Origin of the sequence: Micromonospora sp. DT46, assembly GCF_049841735.1 — a bacterium.
Lineage (GTDB): Bacteria > Actinomycetota > Actinomycetes > Mycobacteriales > Micromonosporaceae > Micromonospora > Micromonospora reichwaldensis.
Genome location: NZ_JBNCKW010000008.1, coordinates 182972 through 204505 on the forward strand (window position 1 = coordinate 182972; position 21534 = coordinate 204505).

The following is a 21534-nucleotide window of genomic DNA, read 5'->3' on the forward strand; positions in this document are numbered from 1 at the left end:
GGTGGGTGGGACCGGATGCGGGTGCGGGTGCGGGTGCGGGAGGGTGGGTGGTCAGCGGCGGGCTTCGGCGGGCTCGTCGGGGCCGACGAAGGCCTCGCTGCGGGCGTCGCCGTCGTCGCTGCCGCCGAAGACCCGCGCGTCGTCGGGTACCTCGGCGTCGTTGAGCCGGCGCACCGGCCGGCGGGGGCGTACCCACTGCCACGCCAGGTTGCTCTCCGCGTCCCCGATCTCGGTACGCATCCGGGGCATGGCGGTCGGCCGGTGGTCCCGGATCCAGGCGACCAGGTGCTCGCGGACCAGGCAGCGCAGGTCCCAGAGGCTGCCGGCGTCGGCGGCGCTCACGAGGGCACGCACCTTGATCGTCCCGCCGGTCGCGTCGGTCACCTGGAGTACGCAGACCCGGCCGTCCCACAGCTCGGTGCCCTCGACGAGGCGGCGCAGCTCCTCCCGCATGGCCTGCACCGGCACCGCCCAGTCGACGTCGAACTCGGCGGTGCCCAGCACCGCCGCCTCGGTGCGGGTCCAGTTCTGGAACGGCTTGCTGGTGAAGTACGAGGTGGGCAGGATCAGCCGCCGGTCGTCCCAGATCTGCACGACCACGTAGCTGAGCGTCAGCTCCTCGATGCGGCCCCACTCCCCCTCGACCACCACGACGTCGTCGAGGCGGACCGCGTCGCTGAAGGCGAGCTGGAGCCCGGCGAAGACGTTGCCCAGCAGGCTCTGCGCGGCCAGCGCGGCGACCACACCGACCACACCGGCGCTGGTCAGCACGCCGGCGCCGATGCCGCGTACGGCCGGGAAGGTCATCAGCATCACGCCCACCGCCAGCACGACGATCACCGCGATCGTCAACCGGCGCAGCATGACCACCTGGGTCCGCACCCGCCGCGCGTGCCGGTTGTCCGGCACGTCCACCCGGAACCGGGCCAGTGCGGTGTCCTCCGCCACGACGAGCAGCGAGGCGACCAGCCAGGCGACGCTGGCGATCACGCCGAGCACCAGCAGGTGCAGCAGCACCTGGCGCCACTGGTCGCCGACCGCGTAGCCGGTGCTGAACCGCACGGCGAACTGGACGGCGACGACGGTGGCGGCGACCTGGATGGACCGGTGCGCGTGGTCGGTGAGCTCGGTCAGCAGCAGCGAGCGCCGACCGACCCGCCGGATCACGCGGTGCGCGACCTCGACCGCGAACAAGGCGATCGCCGCCGCGGCGAGCGCGGCGACGATCGTCCCGAGGTAGCTCTGCACAGGTTCCTTCCTCCTCCTGACGCCGGGCACGTGCTTCGGGCAAAGGCCCAATAGTGCCCGGCGACGCCGGAATCGACCAGGTTCAGACCTTGCGATACCGGGACTGCAGGAAGCAGAAGACGCCGAAGGCGGCGATGCCGAGCGCCACCAGGGTGAGCAGGATCTGGCCGTACGCCTGGTCGCGCAGCGTGCGCAGTGCCGCGTCCAGACCGCGGGCCTTCTCGGGGTCGTAGTTGACGGCGGCCAGGATGATCAGCAGGCCGGAGATGCCGTACGCGACGCCCTTGGCGATGTAGCCGGCCATGCCCAGCCGGCGGGTGAGCTGGCGCGTCCTGGCATTCATCTCACCGGTCTTGAGGTGCTTCTCGAAACGCTTGATCAGCCCGTAGATCACCAGGCCGACGCCGATCGCGGCGAGGCCGAGCCCGGCCAGGCCGACCAGCCAGCGGCCACCGGAGGACTCCATGAGCTTGCCGGTCAGCGCCTCCTGCTGGTCGGCGCTGTTGGAGCCGGCGTCCTTGAAGACCTTGAAGGCCGTCCAGGCGAAGTAGAGGTAGACGACGGTGCGTCCCGCCGAGGCGATCCGCTCCCAGACGCGCTCCTTGCCGCGCTCGGCGCGGTGCCCGACGGCCGCCTCCAGCGCCTGCCAGATCGCCATGGCGAGCAGGCCGACCGCGATGGCGATGACGAGGAACTTGCCCATCGGCTGCTGGGCGAGGGTGCGCAGCGCGCCGGACTGGTCGCCGTCGTCGCCGGCCTTGCCGAACGCGATCTGCAACGCCAGCCAGGCGAACAGGAGGTGCACGATGCCGTAGCCGATGAAACCGACTCTGGCCAACAACTCGAGCCACCTGCTGTTCGCCGTACGGGAGGCGGTGGCTTCGGCATTCCGGGTGAGTGACATGGCGCCTCAATCACCGAATACGAAGATTTCCAAACGTCGGCCACCGCCGCCCCGGTCGGGTCAGTTGCCCGGGTTCCTCGACACCCGGATCTTGACCTCCTGGTCGGTGACGCTGTCGAGCGTCACCGCGAAGCCGCCGACCTCGGTGGCCTGCTGGCCGGTCGTCAGCGACAGCTGCTCGCCGGCGACCTCGACGGTGACCTGGTCGCCCTGCGCGCCGATCAGCTTCGCCTCCACCCCGAGGATGGTGGCGCTGGCGTCCACGCCCCGGTCGAAGGTGACGGTGCAGGCGTCCAGACCGCAGTCGGTGCTGGCGCCCTCGGAGCTGCAGCCGGCGAGCACGGCGGCGCCGAGCGCCAGGCCGGCCAACAGGCCGGCGGCCCGGCGGGTGGGGGTCAGCGGGAAGGCAACACGTCGGTTCGTCACCCCGCCAAGGGTACGAGACGCGGACCACTCCGGCAGGGCGTGATCATCCGCGCAGGTGGGGCGCCCGGGGCGGGGCGTTAGGGTCCCGGGCATGCCGTTCGACATCGCCCGCACCCGGGCCGCCTACCCCGCCCTCGCCGAGGGCTTCGTCCATCTCGACGGCGCCGGGGGCACCCAGACCGCCGCCGGAGTCGTCGACGCGGTCGCCGCCGCCATGCGCGCGGCGGTGGGCAACCGCAGCGCCGCCTTCGCGCCCGGCCGGCGCTCGCTGGAGATGGTGGCCGCCGCCCGCTCGGCCGTGGCCGACCTGCTCGGCGCCGAACCCGACGGAGTGGTGCTGGGGCCGAGCGCCACGGCGCTGACGTACACCCTGGCCCGGACCCTGGGTGCCGGCTGGCGGCCCGGCGACGAGGTCGTGGTCTCCCGGCTCGACCACGACGCGAACGTTCGACCCTGGGTGCAGGCGGCCGAGGCGGCCGGCGCGACGGTGCGCTGGGCCGAGTTCGACCGGGACACCGCGGAGCTGCCGGCGGCCCGCTACGCGGAACTGGTCGGCGAGCGGACCCGGCTGGTCGCGGTGACCGCGGGAAGCAACGCGACCGGCACCGTCCCGGACGTGGCGGCGATCGCCGCGACCGCGCACGCCGCCGGCGCGCTGGTCTGCGTCGACGGGGTGCACTCGGTGCCGCACGGGCCCACCGACGTCGCCGCGCTGGGCGCCGACTTCCTGGTCACCAGCGCCTACAAGTGGTCGGGGCCGCACCTGGCCGCGATGGTGGCCGCCCCGGCGACGTGGGAGCGGCTGCGCCCGGCGAAGCTGCTGCCCTCCTCCGACGCGGTGCCGGACCGCTTCGAGTACGGCACCCCGAGCTTCCCCCTGCTGGCCGGCGTGGCCGCCGCCGTGGACCACCTGGCCGGGCTGGACCCGGCGGCCACCGGGAGCCGCCGCGAGCGGCTGGTCGCCGGGCTGAGCGCCGCGCGGGCGTACGAGGAGTCGCTGCTGGACCGGCTGCTCGCCGGGCTGGCCGCGCTGCCCGGCGTCACGGTGCTCGGCTCCCCCGCCCGGCGCTGCCCGACGGTGTCCTTCCGGCTGGCCGGGCTCTCCCCGCAGCGGACCCAGGAGGAGCTGGGCGCGGCCGGCTTCTGCCTCTCCGCCGGCGACTACTACGCGTACGAGTACTTCCAGGCGATGGGGCTGCGCGACAGCGGCGGGGCGGTGCGCGCCAGCCTCTACCACTACAACACCGCCGACGAGGTGGACGGGTTGCTGGGGGAACTGGACCGGCTCGCCGGTCGCGGGGGCAGAATGGCCGGGTGAGCACCCTGGTCGAGGACAATCCCGCCAAGCACCGGTTCGAGATCCTGGTCGACGACGCGCTGGCCGGGTTCACCGCGTACCTGCCGCGCGGCGAGGTGCTGGTCTTCACCCACACTGAGGTCGACCCGAGGTTCCAGAACATGGGCGTCGGCGCGGCCCTGGTCCGGGGCACCCTCGACCAGCTCCGCGAGCGCGGCACGACGGTGGTGCCGCGCTGCCCGTTCATGGCGGCCTTCATCGGCCGCCATGCCGAGTACGCCGACCTGGTCACCCCCGAGCCGTAGCCCGGGGGCACCGGTCGGGGGTGCGGGGGCGGTCAGCGGCCCGTCAGCAGCGCGACGGCGGCGTGGGCGGCGGCCCGGGTGGCGCCGTGGGTGGCGACGTGGACCGCGCCGGTGACCAGCTCGGGCACGCCCAGCTCGACCACGACCGCGTCCGGGCGGGCGGCCAGCGCACGGCTCACCGAAGCCCGCATCCAGTCGTGCCGGTGCAGGTCGCGCACCACCAGCACCACGCACCGGCCGGCCGCCCCGGCGGTCGGGTCGGCGGGCACGTCGGCCTCGGCGTAGCGGACGGTGGTGGTGCCGGCGAGCAGGTCGGCCAGCGGGGCGGCGAGCCCCCACGGGGTCTCCGGACCGATCGCGATGTTGCGTGGCGGCTCGAACTCGACCACGTGGGCGGGGCCGGTCAGCGGCAGCGCGCCGACGCCGGTGGGCGCGGTGGTGACCCGCAGCGCCCGGCGGGCGGCGGCCAGCCCGACGGCCGAACCGGCGGCGCTCGGGCGGGACCGGGACGGCCGCTCGGCCCGGGCGGCCACCGTCCAGGCGGCGAGCTGTCCGACCCGCTTGGCCGCCTCGGCGAGGCGTTCCTCGGGCAGGTCGCCGGCGACGACCGCGGCGACGATGGCGTCCCGCAGCAGTCGGGCCGTCCCCTCGTCGGCGCGCTCCCCGCCGATGCAGATCGCGTCGGCGCCGGCGGCGAGGGCGCGCACGGCCGTGGCCGCGAAGCCGTACCGGTCGGCGACCGCCCGCATCTCCACCGCGTCGGTGACCACGACGCCGGAGAAGCCCAGCTCGTCGCGGAGCAGCCCGCCCAGGATCCGGTTGCTGAGGGTGGCGGGCAGCTCCGGGTCCAGCGCCGGCACCAGCAGGTGGCCGGTCATCACGGCCTGCACCCCGGCGGCCACGGCGGCCCGGAACGGGGCCAGCTCCACGGCGTCGAGGCGGGCCCGGTCGGCGCCGATCCGGGGCAGATCGTGGTGCGAGTCGACCTGGGTGTCGCCGTGTCCCGGGAAGTGCTTGGCGCAGGCGGCTACCCCGCCCGACTGGAGGCCGCGCACCCAGGCGGCGGTGTGCCGGGCGACCAGCGTCGGCTCGGCGCCGAAGGCGCGTACGCCGATGACCGGGTTGGCCGGGTTGGAGTTGACGTCGGCGTCGGGGGCGTAGTCGAGGGTGATCCCCAGCGCGGCGAGGTCGGCGCCCAGGTCGCGGGCGACCTCCTCGGTCAGCGCCGGGTCGTCCACCGCGCCGAGGGCGAAGTTGCCGGGCCGGGAGCTGCCCCGGGCGGACTCGATCCGGGTGACGTCGCCGGCCTCCTCGTCGATGGCGACGACGACGTCGGGGCGCTCGGCGCGCAGGGTGGCGGTGAGGGCGGCCACCTGCTCGGGGTCGACCACGTTGCGGGCGAAGAGCACCACGGAGCCGAGGCCCTCGCCGAGCCAGCGGCAGATCCAGGGTGGCGGCGTGGTGCCGACGAAGCCCGGCTGGAGGACGGCGGCGGCCAGGGCCGTCAGGCTCCCGTCGCGCCCGCTCACGCCGGCCCGCCGGTGTGGTGGCTGATGTGTCGCTCGCTCATGCGGTCGTCGTACCCCCGTCTTCTCCGCGCCCGGCGGCCCGCCACCGGCGGCGGTGCTGACATGGTCACACCGCGCGAGTAAATAGTCAATAAACCTTACAGTTGCCGTCGGGCGCGGAGCTGGGGACAGTTCGGGGATGGATCCCCTGCTGCTGGCCGACGCGACGAGCTCGGCCGACATCCCCGGCGTACGCCTGCTCGGCCTGGTCGTCGGCGGCCTGTTGCTGCTCGCCGCGATCCGCGCGATGTTCCGGCGCTGAGGCGCCGCCCGGCGCCGGCACCACGGTTCGACGGCGGCCGTCGGGGTACCGCCTGCCTCGTTGGACCGGTACGACACGGCGAGGGGGAACGATGAGGATCGGCTACTTTCTGTCCACCGAGGAGTACACGCCGGCCGAGCTGCTGGAGCAGGCGCGCGGCGCGGAGCGGGCCGGCTTCGAGGCGCTCTGGATCTCCGACCACTACCACCCGTGGACGGACGCGCAGGGGCAGAGCCCCTTCGTCTGGTCGGTGATCGGCGCGCTCAGCCAGGTCTGCCAGCTCCCGGTCACCACCGCCGTGACCTGCCCGACCGTGCGCATCCACCCGGCCGTCCTGGCGCAGGCGGCGGCCACCAGCGCGGTCCTGCACTCCGGGCGGTTCGTGCTCGGGGTGGGCAGCGGCGAGGCGCTCAACGAGCACATCCTCGGCGACGCCTGGCCGCAGGCCGACGTCCGGCTGGAGATGCTGGAGGAGGCCGTCGAGGTGATGCGCGAGCTGTGGCGGGGCGGCTTCGTCAACCACCACGGCAAGCACTACACCGTCGAGCACGCCCGGATCTACACGCTGCCGGACACTCCCCCGCCGGTCTACGTCTCGGGCTTCGGCCCCAAGGCCGTCGACCTCGCCGCCCGCATCGGCGACGGCTTCGTCAACACCTCGCCCGACGCCGAACTCGTCCGGCGGTTCCGGGAGAACGGCGGCGGCGACAAGCCGTGCCAGGCCGGCTTCAAGGCGGCGTACGCGCAGACCGAGGAAGAGGGCGTGCGGATCGCGTACGAGCGCTGGCCGAACGCCGGGGTGCCCGGTGAGCTGTCCCAGGTGCTGCCGTCGCCGCGGCACTTCGAGCAGGCCGGCCAGCTGGTCCGGCCGGAGGCGATGAAGGAGGCCTTCGTCTGCGGGCGGGACACCGACGCGCACCTGGCGAAGATCGACCAGTACGCCAAGGCCGGCTTCGACGAGGTCTACGTGGCCAACACCGGCCCGAACTGGCAGGGCCTGCTCGACCTCTACCAGCGCGAGGTGTTCCCCCGCGTACGCTGACCGCCCCGCTCGCCGGGGCGCCCGGAGGACGGCCGGGCGCCCGCGGCGGGCGCGTTCGGCGGGCCGCCTCTGCGGCGGCGACACGGCGGCGACGGGATCACGTCAGCCGCCGGTTTCGCCGCTGATCGCCGGGGGTACCTCCGGCCCTCGATGAAACTGTCCACGCACTCCACGACACTGCGCCGCGCGGCCAAGAGCCTCTTCGGCTGGACCGCACTGCGGCCCCACCAGTTGGCCGCCATGCGGGCGGTCATGAAGCGCCGTGACGCCCTGGTGGTGCTGCCCACCGGCGCCGGCAAGTCGGCGATCTACCAGATCCCGGCCAGCCTGATCCCCGGCCCGACCGTGGTGATCTCCCCGCTGCTCGCCCTCCAGCAGGACCAGATCGCGGCGCTCAACGAGCGGCAGCGGCCGGAGCTGCGTGCGGTGCGGATCAGCTCGAACGAGTCGGCCGCCCAGCAGGCGCAGGCGATCACCGAGATCCGCGAGGGGCGGGCCGAGTTCCTCTTCATCACCCCGGAGCAGCTCGCCAACCCGGACCGGATGGCCGAGGTGAAGTCGCTGAAGCCGGCGCTGGTGGCGATCGACGAGGCGCACTGCATCTCCGCCTGGGGGCACGACTTCCGCCCCGACTACCTGGCGCTGGGCCACCTCATCGACGGCATCGGCCGACCCCCGGTGGTGGCGCTGACCGCCACCGCCTCCCCGCCCGTACGCGACGACATCATCGCCCGGCTGCGGCTGACCGAGCCCGAGGTGGTGGTCTCCGGGCTGGACCGGCCGAACCTGTTCCTCGAGGTGGCGCACTGCCCCACCGAGGACTACCGGTGGCGGCGGCTGCTCGCCCTGCTGAGCGACGACACCCGGCCCGGCATCATCTACGTGCCCACCCGGCGCTCCGCCGAGGAGCTGGCGGCCCGGCTCACCGACGCCGGTTACCCGGCCCAGTACTACCACGGCGGAATGGCGGCCGGGCCACGCGCCGAACTGCACGAGGCGTTCCTCGCCGACCAGGTGCCGATCATGGTCGCCACCTCGGCCTTCGGCATGGGCATCGACAAGCCGAACATCGCCTGGGTCGTCCACATGGCACTGCCGGACTCGCCGGACAGCTACTTCCAGGAGATCGGGCGGGCCGGCCGCGACGGCGCCCCGGCCCGGGTGCTGCTGTTGTGGCAGGGCGAGGACGTCGGGCTGCAACGCTTCTTCAGCGGCGGCCTGCCGAACGCCGACGAGCTGCGCGACCTGTCCGCGCTGCTGCGCAAGAAGGCACGGAACAAGAAGGAGCTGCGCGAGCTCACCGGGCTCGGCCCGCGCAAGCTCGGCCAGTACCTCGCCCTGCTGGAGCAGGTCGGCGCGGCCGAGCCGAGGGCGAAGCAGCGCATCGGCGTCCCCCGCTACTCCCCCGCGCCCGTGGACGCCGCCGCGGCGGCCCTGGCGGAGGCCGAGCGGCAGCAGACCGTGACCCGGTCGCGTACCGACATGATGCGGGCCTTCGCCGAGACCACCGCCTGCCGGGGGCAGACGCTGCTGGCCTACTTCGGTGAGCAGATGACCGAGGTCTGCGGGCACTGCGACAACTGCCACGCCGGCACCAGCACCCCCGACGACGGCGCGGTCGGGCCCTTCCCCGTGCACAGCCAGGTCCGGCACCCGGAGTGGGGGCACGGCCTGGTGCTGAGCTACGAGGAGGACCGGATGACGGTTCTCTTCGACGAGGTGGGGTACAAGACGCTGTCCGTCAGCGTGGTGTCCGAACAGGGCCTGCTGACCCTCGACTAGCCTGAGCCGGGCACCGCTGGCCGGGGCCGTGGACGACGAGCGACATCAGTGCGGAAAGGGGCTTTGCCGTGATCGAGCAGCCGGCGTACACCGGATTCGGTTTCTCCGACGAGGAGTGGGGGCTGTTGGTCGGCCTGCCGCAGTCGGTGCTGACCGCGGCGAGCGCCGCCGAGTCCGACGGCACCCGACGCACCATGGCCGAGAACGCGGCCGGGCTGGAGACCATCGCCGCCGGCCGGGAGTCGGCCAGCCCGCTGGTCGCGGCCGTGGCCGGCGAGATCGTCACCCGGGTGGGCGACCCGGAGGCCGGCGAGGAGATGCCGGTCATCGCGCCGTCCGACCCGCGCGCCTACCTGGAGGACGTGCTGGGCCGGGCCAGGGAGGCGGCGGTGCTGCTGGCCGCCCGGACGGACGAGGGCGAGGCCGGCGCCTACAAGCACTGGCTGGTGGAGATCGCCGAGCAGGTGGTGGGCGCGGCCTCCAGCGGCGGCATCCTGGGCCTCGGCGGTGACGTTGTCAGCGACTCCGAGCGGCGCTTCCGCGACCGGCTCTCCCAGGTGCTCAACGACTGACGCGCAGACGACGACGGCGGCACCGGACGAGGTCCGGTGCCGCCGTCGCGTACCCCCGAGGTGGTGGCGGTCAGGCCACGCGGCGGCGGAACAGCACGGCGGTCAGGGGCACCGAGACGGCCAGGACGCCGAGGCACCAGGCCACCGCCAGGGCCGGGGCGGTGCCCGTCGGGGTGCCCAGCAGCAGGGCGCGCAGCGTCTCGATGACGGGCGTGACGGGCTGGTGGTCGGCGAAGCCGCGGATCCAGCCCGGCATCGTCTCCACCGGCACGAAGGCGCTGCTCGGGTACGGCAGGAACATCGCCAGGAAGGTGAAGCCGCTGGCGGCCTCCGGGGTGCGGGCCAGCAGGCCGAACGCGGCCGACAGCCAGGACACGGCGAGCAGGAAGAGCAGCAGCACCCCGAACGCGGCCAGCCAGCGCAGCGGGTCCACAGCCGGGCGGAAGCCGATGGCGACGGCGAGGGCCAGCACCAGCACGGTGGAGACGGTGTTGCGGGCGATGCTGGCGGCGACGTGCCCACCGAGGATCGCGGTGGCGCTGACGTCCATCGTGCGGAACCGCTCGATGATCCCGTTGGTCAGGTCGGTGGTCACGCTGACGGCGGTGGTCGCCGCGCCGAAGCTGGCGCAGAGCAGCAGGACGCCGGGCACGACGTAGGTGACGTAGCGGGTGCCGGTGTCGATCGCGCCCCCGAACAGGTAGACGAAGAGCAGCATCAGCAGCACCGGCAGCAGCAGCGAGGTCAGCAGCGCGTCGACGTTGCGCCGGGACAGCCGTACGCAGCGCGCCATCATGACGAGGGCCTCGCCGGCACGGGTCGGTCGCAGGGTCAGCTCAGACACCGGCCGCCTCCCGTCGGGCGGGCACCGGGTCGCCGGTGAGGGTGAGGAAGACGTCGTCCAGGGTCGCCTCGCGGACGGCGAACCGGGCGAGCCCCTGCCGGTCGGGATCGACCTCGTCGAGCAGCTGGCGGATCTCCGGCGCGCCGCCGTCGGTGGCGACCGCCAGCTCCAGCCGGGCCGGGTCGCGGTGCGTCACGCGCCCGCCGAGGCGGTGCGTCGCCTCGGCGAAGCTCCGCGCGTCACGCAGCGTCAGCTCCAGCCGGTGGGCGCCGAACCGGCGCTTGAGGTCGCCCGCGCTGCCCTCGGCGGCCAGCCGGCCACCGTGCAGCACGGCGATCCGGTCGGCGAGGCGGTCGGCCTCCTCCAGGTACTGCGTGGTGAGCAGCACGGTCACCCCGGCGCCGGCCAGCTCGGCGACCACCTCCCACAGCCCCTGCCGGCTGCGCGGGTCGAGGCCGGTGGTCGGCTCGTCGAGGAAGATCACGGACGGCTGGCCGACCAGGCTGGCCGCGAGGTCGAGCCGGCGGCGCATCCCGCCGGAGTAGGTCACCACCCGCCGGCCGCCGGCGGCGACCAGGTCGAAGCGCTCCAACAGGTCCGTGGCGCGCCGCCGGGCGGCGGCCGGGGCCAGCCCGGCCAGCCGGGCCATCATGTGCAGGTTCTCCGCGCCCGTCTGCTGGTCGTCGAGCGCCGCGTGCTGGCCGGCGAGGCTGATCGCCCGCCGGACCCGGCTCCGGTCGCGGACCACGTCGTGGCCGTCCACGCGGGCCACGCCCCCGTCCGGCGTGGTGAGCGTGGCCAGGATCCGGACGGTCGTGGTCTTGCCCGCCCCGTTCGGGCCGAGCAGGGCGTGCACGCTGCCCCGGGCGACCCGCATGCTCAGGCCGTCGAGCACCGCCACCCCGCCGTACGACCTGCGTAGGTCGACGGTCTCCACCGCCGCGTCTGTCACTCCCATCGCCCCTCACTCTCCGCTTTCTGCGTACGTCATACGCTGTTCTGCGTGCACCATACGCAGAAGCTAGGATGACGGTCAACACCGCGTACCGGGAGGTGAGGATGAGCGACGCCGACGTCGAGCTGCCGGAGAGCATCGAGCTCGCCTGGGGCCTGCGGGAACGACCCGGCAAGGGACCCCGGCGCAGCCTCACGATGCGGCAGGTGGTGGCCGCCGGCATCCGGGTGGCCGAGGCCGACGGGCTGCCGGCGGTGTCGATGAGCCGGGTCGCCGGCGAGCTGGGCGTGGCGACCATGTCGCTCTACCGCTACGTCTCCGCCAAGGTCGACCTGCTGGAGCTCATGGCCGACACCGCGTACGGGGACCCGCCCGCGCCACGCGCCCCGGGCGAGGGCTGGCGGCCGGCACTCGCCCGCTGGGCGCTGGCCAACATGACGGCCATCCACCGCCACCCGTGGATCCGGCAGGTCCCGATCAGCGGCCCGCCGCTGGGCCCCAACCAGGTGCGCTGGATGGAGCAGGGGCTGGCCGCCCTGCACGGCACCGGCCTGCACGGCATCGAGCGGCTCTCGACGATCATGCTGGTCAGCGGGTACGCCCGGAACTGGGCCACCCTCACCGCCGACCTCGACGAGGCCGCGGCGCGCGAACAGCTCGACCCCGACGACGCCGGGATGCGGTACTGGCAGCAGCTCGCCCTGCTGACCCGGCACGGCGCCTACCCGTCGATCCGGGAGCTGCTGGCGGAGAGCGCCGAGGGACAGCAGGACGAGGTGTTCGACACGGAGTGGCAGTTCGGCCTCGACCGGATCCTCGACGGCGTCGAGGTGCTGATCCAGGGCCGGACGGCCACGGCCTGACCCGGCCCCGTCGACCGGGGGCGGGGCGGGCGCCGGGCCGGAAGCGCGCTGGGCTGGGCGGGAGCCGGGGCCGGGAAACGCGCTGGGCGGGGCGGGCGCCCACGATGGACAATGGGCACCGGACCGGCGCGAGGACGGGGGAGCGGATGCTTCGGCCGACCGTCGTCGACACCGAGCAGGTGCCGGCGGCCGAACGCTTCGACATGTGGCTCGACCTCGTGGCGCGTACGGCCTCGCCGCTGCGGATCCGCACCGAGCACGCGCACGACTTCACCGCCCGGGCGGAGATCGTCGAGCTCGGCCCGATCCAGGTGGTCAACTACCGATACCCGTCGCTGGAGGGCGTCCGGACGCCGAGGCTGGGGCGCGAGTCGGCCCCGGAGATCTACACGCTGGCGCTCACCGTCGACGGGGACGGCGCCGCCAGCCAGGCCGGCCGGAGCAGCGTGCTGGGGCCGGATGAGTTCATCTTCTACGACGGGTCGCGGCCGCACGGGGTGCGGCACCTCGGCGACGACGACGGCCGCGAACCGGCCCGGTCCGTCGTGGCGCTCATCCCGCACGCCGCGCTGCCACTGTCACCGGACCGGCTGGCGCCGCTGCTCGGTGGCCGGATGTCGGGCACCGAGGGGATCGGCGCGCTGCTCGCCCAGTTCCTCCTCCAGATCGCCCACCATCCCGAGCAGTACCACGCCGCCGACGCCACCCGCCTCGGCGCCGTCGGGCTCGACCTGGCGTCCACCATGCTCGGTCGGCACCTGGTGGCCGAGGACGTGGTGCCGGCCGAGGTCCGCAGGCGCGCCCTCGTCACCCAGATGCGGGCGTACATCCAGCGGCACCTCGGGGACGCGACGCTGAGCCCGCAGGTGGTGGCGGACGCGCACCACGTCTCGCTGCGTACCCTGCACCGGCTCTTCGCGGCCGAGGAGTCGACGGTCGCGTCGTACATCCGGGAGCTGCGGCTGGCGCGGTGCCGGCACGACCTCGCCGACCCGGGCCTGCGCGGCCAGCCGATCCAGGCGATCGGGGCCCGCTGGGGCTTCCCCGACAAGGCGCACTTCAGCCGGATCTTCCGCAAGGCGCACGGCGTCGGGCCGCAGGCCTGGCGGGCCGGCCAGGCGGAGTGAGCGCGGCACGGAGAGTCAACCCGGCGGCGTCCACGGTCAACCCGGTCCGGGCAGACTGACGTCGAGGTGACCGATCCCTGCCTGCCCCGGCGCCGGCCGGGATCGGACCGCCGACGGGGGCCGTGGCGAGCCGCCCGCCGCCACGGGGGAGGCGGGCGGTCGCCCGGTGACCGGACCGGCCCCGGCGCCCCCGCTCAGGAGTGGCGCCGGGGCCGCCTCAGGCGTCCTCCAGCAGTTCGAGCACGATCCGCTCGGCCTTCTCGCGGGGCGTCGCGGGATCGACCGGGGCCACCACGCCGTCGTGGAAGAGGTCGACCACGCGCGGGTCGACGTAGGACGTGCGGGCCACAGTGGCGGTGTTGCCGAGCAGCTCGGCGACGTCACGCATCACCGCCGCGACCGCCCGTTTGCCGGCGGTCGCCGAGCGCGGCGGGCCCACCGTCGCCAGTTCGGTCGCCGCCCGCACCGTGGCGTGCCAGGTGCGGAAGTCCTTCGCCGTCATCTCCCCGCCGCTGGCGTCCCGCAGGTACTCGTTGACCTCGTCGCTGCGCACGTCGCGCCAGTCCCCGCCGTCCCGGTAGCCGAACAGGCGGTCGGCCGACCGGCGCTGGCGGCGCAGGTTGACCAGCACCCGGCACAGCTCCGGGTCCTCGATGCGACGCACCTGCTCGACGCCGCCCTTGGCGGGGAACTCGAACACCACGCAGCCGCCCCGGGACCGGGCGTGCTCGGGGCGCAGGGTCGACACCCCGAACGTCGGGTCGTCGCCGGCCGCGTACTGGTCGCTGCCGACCCGGAACGTGCCCATGTCCAGCAGCCGGGTCACCGTCGCCAGCACCCGGTCGCGGTGCAGTCCCCGGCCGGACAGGTCCCGCCCGACCCGCTCGCGCAGCACCGGCAGCCGGCGGGCCACCTCCAGCACGTGGTCGAACTTCGCCTCGTCGCGCCTCTCCCGCCACGTCGGGTGGTAGAGGTACTGCTTGCGCCCGGCCGCGTCGATGCCGATGGCCTGGATGTGCCCGTTCGGGTACGGACAGATCCACACGTCGCGCCAGGCGGGCGGGATCACCAGCTCACGCAGCCGGCCCAACCGGTCGGGGTCGCGGACCGGCTGCCCGGACGGGTCCAGGAAGAGCCAGCCCCGGCCGCGCCGGCGTCGCCCGTACCCCGGCCTGCCCGGATCACTACGCCGCAACCGCACGGGAGACCCGCACCGCCCGTTCCACCTCGTCCACGGCGGTCACCACCTCGTCGACCCCGATGGCCGCCAGCGTCGGATGGCTCCCCACCCCCTCCCACCTTGGCGAGCCCTGTCCACCCGCCCACAGCGCCCGGTGCCGGGGCCGGCCCGGCGGCGGCCCCCACCGCGCCGGGGAGACCGGGCCGAAGAGCACCACCGACGGCGTGCGGTAGGCGGTCGCCAGGTGCGCCACGCCCGTGTCCCCGCTGACCACCAGGCGGGCGTACGCCACCAGCGCGGCCAGCCGGCCCAGGTCCGTCCGGCCGGCCAGCACCGCGTCGGCGGACAACCCCGCGGCCTCCGCGATCCGCTGCGCGGTGGCCCGCTCGTCGGGGCTGCCGGTGAGCACCACCCGGTGCCCCCGGGCGGCCAGTTCCCGGGCCAGCGCGGCGAAGCGTCCAGGCGGCCAGCGCTTCGCCGGGATCTTGGAGCCCGGGTGCAGCACGGTCATGCCGGTCGGGGCGCCGCCGCGGGCCGGGCGCCGCAGGTCCAGGTCGGTGCGGTCGGCGGAGATGCCGTACCAGTCGAGGAGCCGGCACCAGCGGTCGACCTCGTGTTCGTCGTCGCGCCATTCGGGGCCGTCGTGGTGGCCGGCCTCCGGGCTGGTGTAGGCGAGCAGCCGACCGGGACGGGTGCCGGCGAGCATCCGGTGCGACTCGGGCCCCCGGCCGTGCAGGTTCACGGCGACGCGCGGCGTCCCCAGGGCCGGGTCGGGGCGACCGAGCCCGTCCGTGGGCACCAGCCGGTCGACGCCGCCGACCAGGTCGACCAGCGGCGCCAGCCAGCCGGGTGCCGCGAGGACGAGGTCCCGGCCGGGGTGGGCGGCACGCAGGGCGCGCAGGGCCGGGACGGCGGTGGCGAGGTCACCGACGCCGAGGGCACGCAGGGCGAGGATCACGGGTAGGAGGTCTCCTGGTCGGCGCAGACGACCATCTCGCGGACCGCGCAGCCGGCGGGTTGGGACAGCGCGAACATGACGGCGGCGGCGGTGTCGGCGGGGTCGTTCAGGACGGCGTCGGGACCGGGCTTGTACGCGGCGTCGCGCTCGTCGAAGAAGGCGGTGCGCATGCCGCCGGGGATGAGCAGCGTGACGCCGACCCTGCCGGCGAGTTCGGCGGCGAGGGCCCGGGTGAAGCCGACGACCCCGAACTTCGCGGCGCAGTACGCGGTCGCGTCGGCCACGGCCTTCACCCCGAGCGTGGAGGCGACGGTGACGATGCTCCCCCGGGAGGTCTCCAGGAAGGGCAGGGCAGCCCGTACGACGGCCGCCGTGGCGAACAGGTCCACGGCCACGATCCGCTCCCAGGTCTCGCCGGGGGTGTCCGCCAGCTTCCCGGGCACGTCCATCCCCGCCGCGGTGACCACCGCGTCCAGCCCGCCCGAGCGCTCGGCGAGCTGCCGGGTGGCGGCCTCCGCGGCGCGGGTGTCGGCCAGGTCGCACTCCACCCACGGCACCCCGTCGGCGGGCGCCTGCCGGTCCAGCACCAGCGGACGGCCGCCGGCCCGGGCCACGGCCGCGACCACGGCGGCGCCCAGGCCGCTCGATCCGCCCGTGACGAGCACGGTGCGCCCCGCGCCGGGCGACCCGGCGCTCATCGGGTGCCCTCCGCCGTCGTCGGTCCCGCGAGGCCGGCCCGCGCCCGTTCGGGCTCGCCGCCGGGTCTCGCCGGCGCGCCACCGGGAGCGGGACCGGCCGGCGGCACGGTGTCGGTGAGCGGCGGCCCGACGAGCGGCACGGCGGTGCCGGTGGAACGGGCGGCGGCGATCAGCCCGGTCGTGGAGCGGCCGTCCAGGTACGGCACCACCACGGCGTTGCCGCCCCAGCGGCGCAGGACCTCCGCCTCGGGCAGGGCGGGCTCGCCGCCGTCACCGGCGTAGTCGCCACCCTTCACCCAGACGTCCGGCCGCAGCCACGACAGCGCCGCGTGCGGGGTGGCCTCGTCGAAGATCATGACCGCGTCGACGCAGCTCAGCGCCGCGAGCAGCCGGGCCCGGTCGCCCTGCGGGATCACCGGCCGGTCCGGGCCCTTCAGCCCCGACACGCTCGCGTCGGAGTTGAGGCAGACCACCAGGCAGTCGCCGAGCTGCCGGGCGGCCTGCAACGTCGCCACGTGCCCGGCGTGCAGCAGGTCGAAGCAGCCGCCGGTGGCCACCACCGTCCCGCCGGACGCGCGTACCGCCGACACCACGCCGGCGGCCGCGGCCACGCCGACGCGCTCGCCGCCGGGGCCGGAGACCGCCGGCGGCAGCGGACGCGCCGCCCGCGGCAGCGCCGTCGCCACTCCCCCGCCGGCCACGTACGCCGACGCCTCGGCGACCGCCTCCTGCACCGCCTCGGAGACCAGCGCCCCCTGCGCCAGGGCGAGGCTGGCGGTGGCCGCGAACCGGTCACCGGCCCCGCAGGTGTCCCCCTCGGCGACGGCCGGGGCGGGCACCACCATCGGCGTCGCGCCGGCGTGGCAGAGCAGCGCCCCGTCCCCGCCCAGGGTCACCGCGACCGCGCCGGCGCGCCAGCGCTGGCGCAGCCCCTGGGCGCCCCGCGCCGCCGTCGCCAGCCGGGTCGCTCCCGGCGCGACCGTGACCAGCTCCCGCACCTCGGACTCGTTGGGGGTCACCAGGTGCACCCCCGGAACCGCCGCCGGTCCCCGCGGATGCGGGTCCCAGAGCACCGGCGCCCGGGTGGCGGCCAGCGCCGCCCGCAGCGCGGGCTGCCGGGCGACGCCCCGGCCGTAGTCGCTGACCAGCACGGCGGAGGCCCGGGCGATCACCCGCAGCGCCGCCTCGGACGGCTCGCCGGGCGTACCGGCCGCGCCGCCCCGGTCGTGGCGCAGCAGCACCCGGCCCCGGGCGCGCAGCCGGACCTTCTCCGGCGTGCCGCCGCGCAGCCCGAGGGGATACACCTGCACGCTGGCGTCGGTGAGCAACGAGGCGAGCCGGGCACCCCCCGCGTCGTCCGCCAACGCGGTCACCAGCACCACCTCGGCGCCCTGCGCGGCGGCGAAGACCGCGGCCAGCCCGGCGCCACCGGGCCGGTCGACGTGCGCGGTCTCGTCCAGCACCGGCACGGGCGAGTCCGGGCAGAGCCGGTTCACCACCCCCTCGACGTCCCGGTCCAGCAGGGTGTCACCGACCACCACCACGGGTCCCCTCACGCTGCCCTCCTCATCACGCCTGGACCTGCTGACCTGCACCGCCGTCGAGCACCACCTCGACCCCGGTCCGTACGGGCGCGGCGGGCGCCACCGGCAGCGCCCGCTCGACGTACTCGCAGAGGAGGTGGCTGGTCACGAGGTGGAGTTCCTGCACGACCTGACTGTCGGCCGAGCCGACGGCGAGCACGTCGTGGCACAGCTCCGCCAGGGGGTTGGGGGCGGGGCCGGTCAGGGCCCAGCAGGTGAGTCCGCTGTCGCGGCCGGCCCGGGCGGCGGCCAGCAGGTTGGCGCTGGTACCGCTGGTCGACAGCAGCAGCAGGACGTCGCCGGCGCGGCCGTGGGCGCGTACCTGGCGGGCGAAGACCTCGTCGTAGCCGTAGTCGTTGCCGATGGCGGTCATCGCGGAGGTCTCCGCGTGCAACGCGATGGCGGACAGGGGCTGGCGGTCGTCGCGGAGCTTCCCGACGAGTTCGGCGGTGAGGTGCTGGGCCTCGGCGGCGCTGCCGCCGTTGCCGGCCACCAGCAGCCGGCCGCCGTCGACCAGCCGACGCGCGAGGGCCTCCCCCCACCGGACCAGCAGCGTCTCGTGCCGCCGGAAGGGCACCAGCGCCGCCGCCAGGTTCGTCAGGTGCGCGTCCAGCGGCGTGGGTGCCGCCATCAGGCCACCACCCGGGCCGGCCGGTGGACCGCCACGTCGCCGTAGACCTCCACCAGCCGCTCCGCCGTGGCCGCCCAGGAGTACCGCCGCCGGGCCCGTTCCCGCGCCGCCGTCGCGTACGCGAAGCGGCGGATCCGGTCGTCGAGCAGCCCCTGGATCGCGGCGCCCAGCGCACGCGGGTCCCGGGCCGGCACCAGGTCGCCGGTGACGCCCTCGACCACGGTGTCCTTGATCCCGCCGACGGCGGTGCCCACCACGGGCACGCCGCACGCCATCGCCTCCAGCGGGGTGAGCCCGAACGGCTCGTACCAGGGGGCGGCCACCAGGACGTCCGCCGAGCGGTACCAGCGGCCCATCTCCTCGCGGGGCACCGCGCCGACCAGTCGCACCCGGTCGGCGACCCCGCAGCTGACCGCGAGGGCGCGCAGCCGGCGGGCGTACGGGTCGGTCTCCAGCAGGCCGGCGGGCGGGCCGCCGACGACCACGCACTCGGCCCCGGGCACGTACGCCATCGCCCGCACCACGGTCTGGAAGCCCTTACGCTCGACCAGCCGGCCGACGGTCAGGATCCGCGGCCGGCCGTCCTCCCGCTCGGCGGTCGGCCCCAGCGGGGCGAACGTGCCCAGGTTGACCCCGGACGGCACGACCGTCATCCGGGACCGTGGCACGCCCATCCGGACCAGCTCGCCGACCTCGTCGCGGCACTGGGCGATGACCCGGTCGACGGCCCGGCCCAGCTCCCGCTCGTAGCCGATCCGGCGGGCCGGGCTGGTGTCCTGCACGCCCTGGTGCCGCCGCTTGACCACCCCCAGGGCGTGGTACGTCTGCACGACCGGAACGCCGGTCTGCCGGCTGGCGGCCAGCGCGGCGAGGCCGCTCATCCAGAAGTGCGCGTGGATCACCTCGGGCATCCACTCGCCGCCCCGCCACCGGTCGACCAGCCAGCGGCTGAACTCCCGCATGTGCGGCAGCAGGGCGTCCTTGGCGACCGGCTCGGCCGGCCCCGCCGGGACGTGCACCACGTCGTAGCCGTCGGCGCTGCGTACGGTCACCGGCAGGTCCACGGCGTCGCGGCGGGTGTAGACCCGGACGTCGTGTCCGGCGGCCGCGAGGGCGGCGGAGAGCTCGGCGACATGCGTGTTCTGACCGCCGGCGTCCTCGCCGCCCAGGATGGCGAGCGGGCTGGCGTGCTCCGAGATCATCGCGATGCGCATACTTCCTCCTCCAGCAGCCGGTCCCAGTCGGCGAGGAAACGGTCGAGGCCGTAGCGGTCCCGGGCGGCGGCGCGGGCCCGCTCCCCCGCCCGGCGTGCCTCCGCCGGCTCGTCGACGAACCGGCGGGCGGCGTCGAGCAGGGTGTCGAGCCGGGTGGACAGCGCGCCCGCCCCCGGTGGCACCGCCATCGCCGCCTCCGTGGCGGCCAGCGCGACCACCGGCATCCCGATGGACATCGCCTCGATCAGGCTCAGCCCCAGGGAGGTCCAGCGGCACAGGTGCAGGTACGCCCGCCGCCGCCCCAGCTCGGCGTGCATCCGGTGCTGGGGCAGGTCGTCGTGGCTGGTGAGCCGGTCGGCGGGCAGGCCCAGGTGCTCGGCCAGCCCGGCCACCTTCATGCCGAAGACGTCCAGCGGGGCGATCTCGGCGAAGCGGGGCAGCAGGTCGGTGCCCGTGACCCGCCACCGGCGTACCGGCTCGTTGATCACCACCGCGAGCCGGTCGAGCTCGCCCGTGTACTCCGCGGCGGGAGGGACGATGCCGTGGTCGACCACGGTGGTGCGGGTGGCCCCGGTGTCCCAGAACAGCTCGTTGAACCCGGTGACGTGGGCGACGAGCAGGTCGTCGCGGTCGGCCATGGGGTGCCGGCTGTTGGGCACGTCGCCGTCCTTGGGCGTGTTGTGCTCGACGTAGACGGCGGGTACGTCGCGGCCGGGCCGCCGGCCGAGCCACCGCTCGGCGAGGTCGATCTCCTCGGGGCGTTGCAGGACGACCAGGTCGACGTCGGCGGTGCGCAACTGCTCGGGGGTCACCTCGACGGCCGTGTCGGGCCACGGGTAGGTGCGGGCGCGGCCGAGGCCGTAGGGGCCCCGGTCCGGGGTGACGGGCACCAGGTACCGGTGCTTGCCGTGCACGAACGACGTGGTCCAGGAGCCGTGCACGTGCCACAGGAGCAGGTTCATCCGCCGCTCCCGCCGATGGTGGCCAGCGTCGTCACGCCGGCGGACGAGCCGCCGGTGGGCGGCCCCGACCGGGCCGACGGGGTCACCCCGAGCAGCCGCAACGCGTCGACGACCTCCTCGGGGTCGACGCCGCTCAGGCAGGGGTGCCCGGGCACCGGGCAGCGCGCCGCCCGGGTGTCGCGGCAGGCGGCCTCCGCGTCGCCGAGGCGCACCGTGGGCACCCGCCACGGCCCCCACTGCCCGAACGGCACCGTGGGGGCGAACAGGCTGACCACCGGCACCCCGTGGGCGGCGGCGAGGTGGGCGGGGCCGGTGTTGCCGACCACGACCGCGCCGGCGCCGGCCACCGTCGCGGCCAGCCCGGCGAGGCCGGTCCGCCCGCCCAGGTCGACGGCGACGTCGCCGGCCACCCGCGCGGTCAGCTCCTGCTCGTCGGGGCCGCCGGTGACCACCACCCGGTGGCCGGCGGCCGTCAGGGCGCGGGCGATCCGCGCGGCCAGCTCCGGCGGGCAGCCCCGGGCCTGCGCCGCCGAGCCGGGGTGCAGCACCACGTAGCCGGGCGCGCCGACCTCCGGCGGCGGTGCCTGCGCCGGACGCAGGCGCAGGGCGGGTCCGTCGTGGTCGGCGAGGGCGAAGCCGGCGGCGGCGGCGAGGGAGAGCGCGCGTTCCGGTTCGGGTACGCCGGCCGGCACGCGGTGCCGTACGTCGAGCAGGCTGCCCGGGTAGTCGTCGCTGATGGCGCTCACGCGTCCGACCCCGGCCAGGCGCAGCAGCAGGGCCAGGGGCAGGGGCGACTGGTGGAAACTGGTGAAGACGACCGCCTCGTCGGCGTGCACGGCGGCGAGCCGGTCGGCGAGCTGACGCATGTCGACGGGGTCGACGGGGTCGGGGGCGGGGTCGATCCAGGGCAGCCGGTGTTCGACGATCTCGTCGACGCCGGGCAGGAGTTCCGCCGCGGCGCGGCCCCGGGGCCCGCACAGCAACACCACCCGCTCGGCGTCGGCGGCGACGGCACGGATGGCGGGCCCGGTCACCAGCACGTCCCCGGCCGAGTCGGCGCGTACCACCAGCACGGTCCCCGTCTGCCCCCTGCCGGCGCCCCGCGCGGTGTCG

The 21534-nt window shown here is 75.4% G+C and carries 21 protein-coding genes and 1 pseudogene; 8 read left to right on the top strand and 14 right to left on the bottom strand.

Annotated elements, in window-relative coordinates; genetic code table 11:
- Window positions 1-51: 51 nt before the first annotated feature.
- From ACLQ20_RS23065 to ACLQ20_RS23075, 3 genes are all read right to left on the bottom strand, one after another.
- Window positions 52-1248 (bottom strand): mechanosensitive ion channel family protein, encoded by a 1197-nt coding sequence (locus tag ACLQ20_RS23065; protein WP_358122304.1) that lies wholly within the window; start codon window positions 1246-1248, stop codon window positions 52-54.
- Between the two features lie 82 nt (window positions 1249-1330).
- Window positions 1331-2152, bottom strand: coding sequence for a DUF1206 domain-containing protein (locus ACLQ20_RS23070; RefSeq protein WP_151456104.1), 822 nt, complete (start codon window positions 2150-2152; stop codon window positions 1331-1333).
- Between the two features lie 60 nt (window positions 2153-2212).
- Window positions 2213-2578 (bottom strand): hypothetical protein, encoded by a 366-nt coding sequence (locus tag ACLQ20_RS23075; protein ID WP_311414303.1) that lies wholly within the window; start codon window positions 2576-2578, stop codon window positions 2213-2215.
- Between the two features lie 91 nt (window positions 2579-2669).
- Here ACLQ20_RS23075 and ACLQ20_RS23080 point away from each other — a divergent pair, with 91 nt between their 5' ends.
- Together ACLQ20_RS23080 and ACLQ20_RS23085 are read left to right on the top strand one after the other, a co-directional pair.
- Window positions 2670-3896: a cysteine desulfurase-like protein gene (locus ACLQ20_RS23080; RefSeq protein WP_425857667.1), complete on the top strand. Its 1227-nt coding sequence runs from the start codon at window positions 2670-2672 to the stop codon at window positions 3894-3896.
- Window positions 3893-4180 (top strand): GNAT family N-acetyltransferase, encoded by a 288-nt coding sequence (locus ACLQ20_RS23085; protein ID WP_151456107.1) that lies wholly within the window; start codon window positions 3893-3895, stop codon window positions 4178-4180. Before ACLQ20_RS23080 ends, ACLQ20_RS23085 begins: the two co-directional genes overlap by 4 nt.
- Before the next feature lie 32 nt (window positions 4181-4212).
- On the opposite strand, the gene ACLQ20_RS23090 is transcribed toward ACLQ20_RS23085, so the two are convergent.
- Window positions 4213-5709 carry a glycoside hydrolase family 3 protein gene (locus tag ACLQ20_RS23090; RefSeq protein ID WP_425857668.1) on the bottom strand — a complete coding sequence of 499 codons (1497 nt, stop codon included), beginning with the start codon at window positions 5707-5709 and terminating at the stop codon, window positions 4213-4215.
- A 178-nt stretch (window positions 5710-5887) separates the two neighbouring features.
- Between ACLQ20_RS23090 and ACLQ20_RS23095 the strand changes: the two genes are divergently transcribed.
- From ACLQ20_RS23095 to ACLQ20_RS23110, 4 genes are all read left to right on the top strand, one after another.
- On the top strand, window positions 5888-6010 hold the full coding sequence (locus ACLQ20_RS23095; protein WP_425857669.1) for a hypothetical protein: 123 nt from the start codon (window positions 5888-5890) through the stop codon (window positions 6008-6010).
- A gap of 91 nt (window positions 6011-6101) precedes the next feature.
- Window positions 6102-7052 carry a TIGR03557 family F420-dependent LLM class oxidoreductase gene (locus ACLQ20_RS23100; RefSeq protein ID WP_425857670.1) on the top strand — a complete coding sequence of 317 codons (951 nt, stop codon included), beginning with the start codon at window positions 6102-6104 and terminating at the stop codon, window positions 7050-7052.
- A gap of 150 nt (window positions 7053-7202) precedes the next feature.
- Window positions 7203-8834 (top strand): RecQ family ATP-dependent DNA helicase, encoded by a 1632-nt coding sequence (locus ACLQ20_RS23105; protein ID WP_151456110.1) that lies wholly within the window; start codon window positions 7203-7205, stop codon window positions 8832-8834.
- 68 nt (window positions 8835-8902) lie between these two features.
- Entirely contained in the window at window positions 8903-9406 is a 504-nt protein-coding gene (locus ACLQ20_RS23110) for a hypothetical protein (RefSeq protein ID WP_132236000.1), read from the top strand.
- Between the two features lie 70 nt (window positions 9407-9476).
- On the opposite strand, the gene ACLQ20_RS23115 is transcribed toward ACLQ20_RS23110, so the two are convergent.
- Complete coding sequence (locus tag ACLQ20_RS23115; RefSeq protein ID WP_225852357.1) at window positions 9477-10250, bottom strand: ABC transporter permease; 774 nt, start codon at window positions 10248-10250, stop codon at window positions 9477-9479.
- Window positions 10243-11208, bottom strand: a complete 966-nt coding sequence (locus tag ACLQ20_RS23120; RefSeq protein ID WP_358122296.1) for an ATP-binding cassette domain-containing protein — start codon at window positions 11206-11208, stop codon at window positions 10243-10245. Before ACLQ20_RS23120 ends, ACLQ20_RS23115 begins: the two co-directional genes overlap by 8 nt.
- 68 nt (window positions 11209-11276) lie before the next feature.
- On the opposite strand from ACLQ20_RS23120, the gene ACLQ20_RS23125 reads away from it, so the two are divergent.
- Window positions 11277-12068 carry a TetR/AcrR family transcriptional regulator gene (locus ACLQ20_RS23125; RefSeq protein WP_425857671.1) on the top strand — a complete coding sequence of 264 codons (792 nt, stop codon included), beginning with the start codon at window positions 11277-11279 and terminating at the stop codon, window positions 12066-12068.
- Between the two features lie 146 nt (window positions 12069-12214).
- Window positions 12215-13195: a helix-turn-helix domain-containing protein gene (locus tag ACLQ20_RS23130; protein WP_151456112.1), complete on the top strand. Its 981-nt coding sequence runs from the start codon at window positions 12215-12217 to the stop codon at window positions 13193-13195.
- Between the two features lie 217 nt (window positions 13196-13412).
- Here the strand turns inward: ACLQ20_RS23130 and ACLQ20_RS23135 are convergent, their stop codons facing one another.
- The 8 genes and pseudogenes from ACLQ20_RS23135 to ACLQ20_RS23170 form a co-directional block, all read right to left on the bottom strand.
- Entirely contained in the window at window positions 13413-14396 is a 984-nt protein-coding gene (locus ACLQ20_RS23135; protein WP_151456113.1) for a DNA topoisomerase IB, read from the bottom strand.
- On the bottom strand, window positions 14380-15333 hold the full coding sequence (locus ACLQ20_RS23140) for a glycosyltransferase family 9 protein (protein ID WP_425857672.1): 954 nt from the start codon (window positions 15331-15333) through the stop codon (window positions 14380-14382). The genes ACLQ20_RS23135 and ACLQ20_RS23140 overlap by 17 nt, the downstream gene beginning before the upstream one ends.
- Window positions 15330-16031: an SDR family oxidoreductase gene (locus ACLQ20_RS23145; RefSeq protein ID WP_151457246.1), complete on the bottom strand. Its 702-nt coding sequence runs from the start codon at window positions 16029-16031 to the stop codon at window positions 15330-15332. The genes ACLQ20_RS23140 and ACLQ20_RS23145 overlap by 4 nt, the downstream gene beginning before the upstream one ends.
- The gene (locus ACLQ20_RS23150) at window positions 16028-17587 is read right to left on the bottom strand and encodes a PfkB family carbohydrate kinase (RefSeq protein WP_425857673.1); all 1560 of its coding nucleotides are present in this window, start codon (window positions 17585-17587) and stop codon (window positions 16028-16030) included. Before ACLQ20_RS23150 ends, ACLQ20_RS23145 begins: the two co-directional genes overlap by 4 nt.
- 13 nt (window positions 17588-17600) lie before the next feature.
- Entirely contained in the window at window positions 17601-18248 is a 648-nt protein-coding gene (locus ACLQ20_RS23155; protein ID WP_425857773.1) for a D-sedoheptulose-7-phosphate isomerase, read from the bottom strand.
- Window positions 18245-19459, bottom strand: coding sequence for a glycosyltransferase (locus ACLQ20_RS23160; protein WP_151457248.1), 1215 nt, complete (start codon window positions 19457-19459; stop codon window positions 18245-18247). The genes ACLQ20_RS23155 and ACLQ20_RS23160 overlap by 4 nt, the downstream gene beginning before the upstream one ends.
- Window positions 19444-20421 (bottom strand): glycosyltransferase, encoded by a 978-nt coding sequence (locus ACLQ20_RS23165; protein ID WP_425857674.1) that lies wholly within the window; start codon window positions 20419-20421, stop codon window positions 19444-19446. Before ACLQ20_RS23165 ends, ACLQ20_RS23160 begins: the two co-directional genes overlap by 16 nt.
- Window positions 20418-21500, bottom strand: a pseudogene (locus ACLQ20_RS23170) (glycosyltransferase family 9 protein); the annotation flags it as partial. The pseudogene ACLQ20_RS23170 and the gene ACLQ20_RS23165, both read right to left, overlap by 4 nt.
- Between the last annotated feature and the right edge of the window lie 34 nt (window positions 21501-21534).

Bases quoted from the DNA above. Each gene is read 5' to 3' on its own strand.
- ACLQ20_RS23070 (WP_151456104.1), bottom strand. From the start codon at position 2,152: ATGTCACTCACCCGGAATGCCGAAGCCACCGCCTCCCGTACGGCGAAC.
- ACLQ20_RS23080 (WP_425857667.1), top strand. From the start codon at position 2,670: ATGCCGTTCGACATCGCCCGCACCCGGGCCGCCTACCCCGCCCTCGCC.
- ACLQ20_RS23095 (WP_425857669.1), top strand. From the start codon at position 5,888: ATGGATCCCCTGCTGCTGGCCGACGCGACGAGCTCGGCCGACATCCCC.
- ACLQ20_RS23100 (WP_425857670.1), top strand. From the start codon at position 6,102: ATGAGGATCGGCTACTTTCTGTCCACCGAGGAGTACACGCCGGCCGAG.
- ACLQ20_RS23105 (WP_151456110.1), top strand. From the start codon at position 7,203: ATGAAACTGTCCACGCACTCCACGACACTGCGCCGCGCGGCCAAGAGC.
- ACLQ20_RS23120 (WP_358122296.1), bottom strand. From the start codon at position 11,208: ATGGGAGTGACAGACGCGGCGGTGGAGACCGTCGACCTACGCAGGTCG.
- ACLQ20_RS23125 (WP_425857671.1), top strand. From the start codon at position 11,277: ATGACGGTCAACACCGCGTACCGGGAGGTGAGGATGAGCGACGCCGAC.
- ACLQ20_RS23130 (WP_151456112.1), top strand. From the start codon at position 12,215: ATGCTTCGGCCGACCGTCGTCGACACCGAGCAGGTGCCGGCGGCCGAA.
- ACLQ20_RS23145 (WP_151457246.1), bottom strand. From the start codon at position 16,031: ATGAGCGCCGGGTCGCCCGGCGCGGGGCGCACCGTGCTCGTCACGGGC.
- ACLQ20_RS23160 (WP_151457248.1), bottom strand. From the start codon at position 19,459: ATGCGCATCGCGATGATCTCGGAGCACGCCAGCCCGCTCGCCATCCTG.
- ACLQ20_RS23165 (WP_425857674.1), bottom strand. From the start codon at position 20,421: ATGAACCTGCTCCTGTGGCACGTGCACGGCTCCTGGACCACGTCGTTC.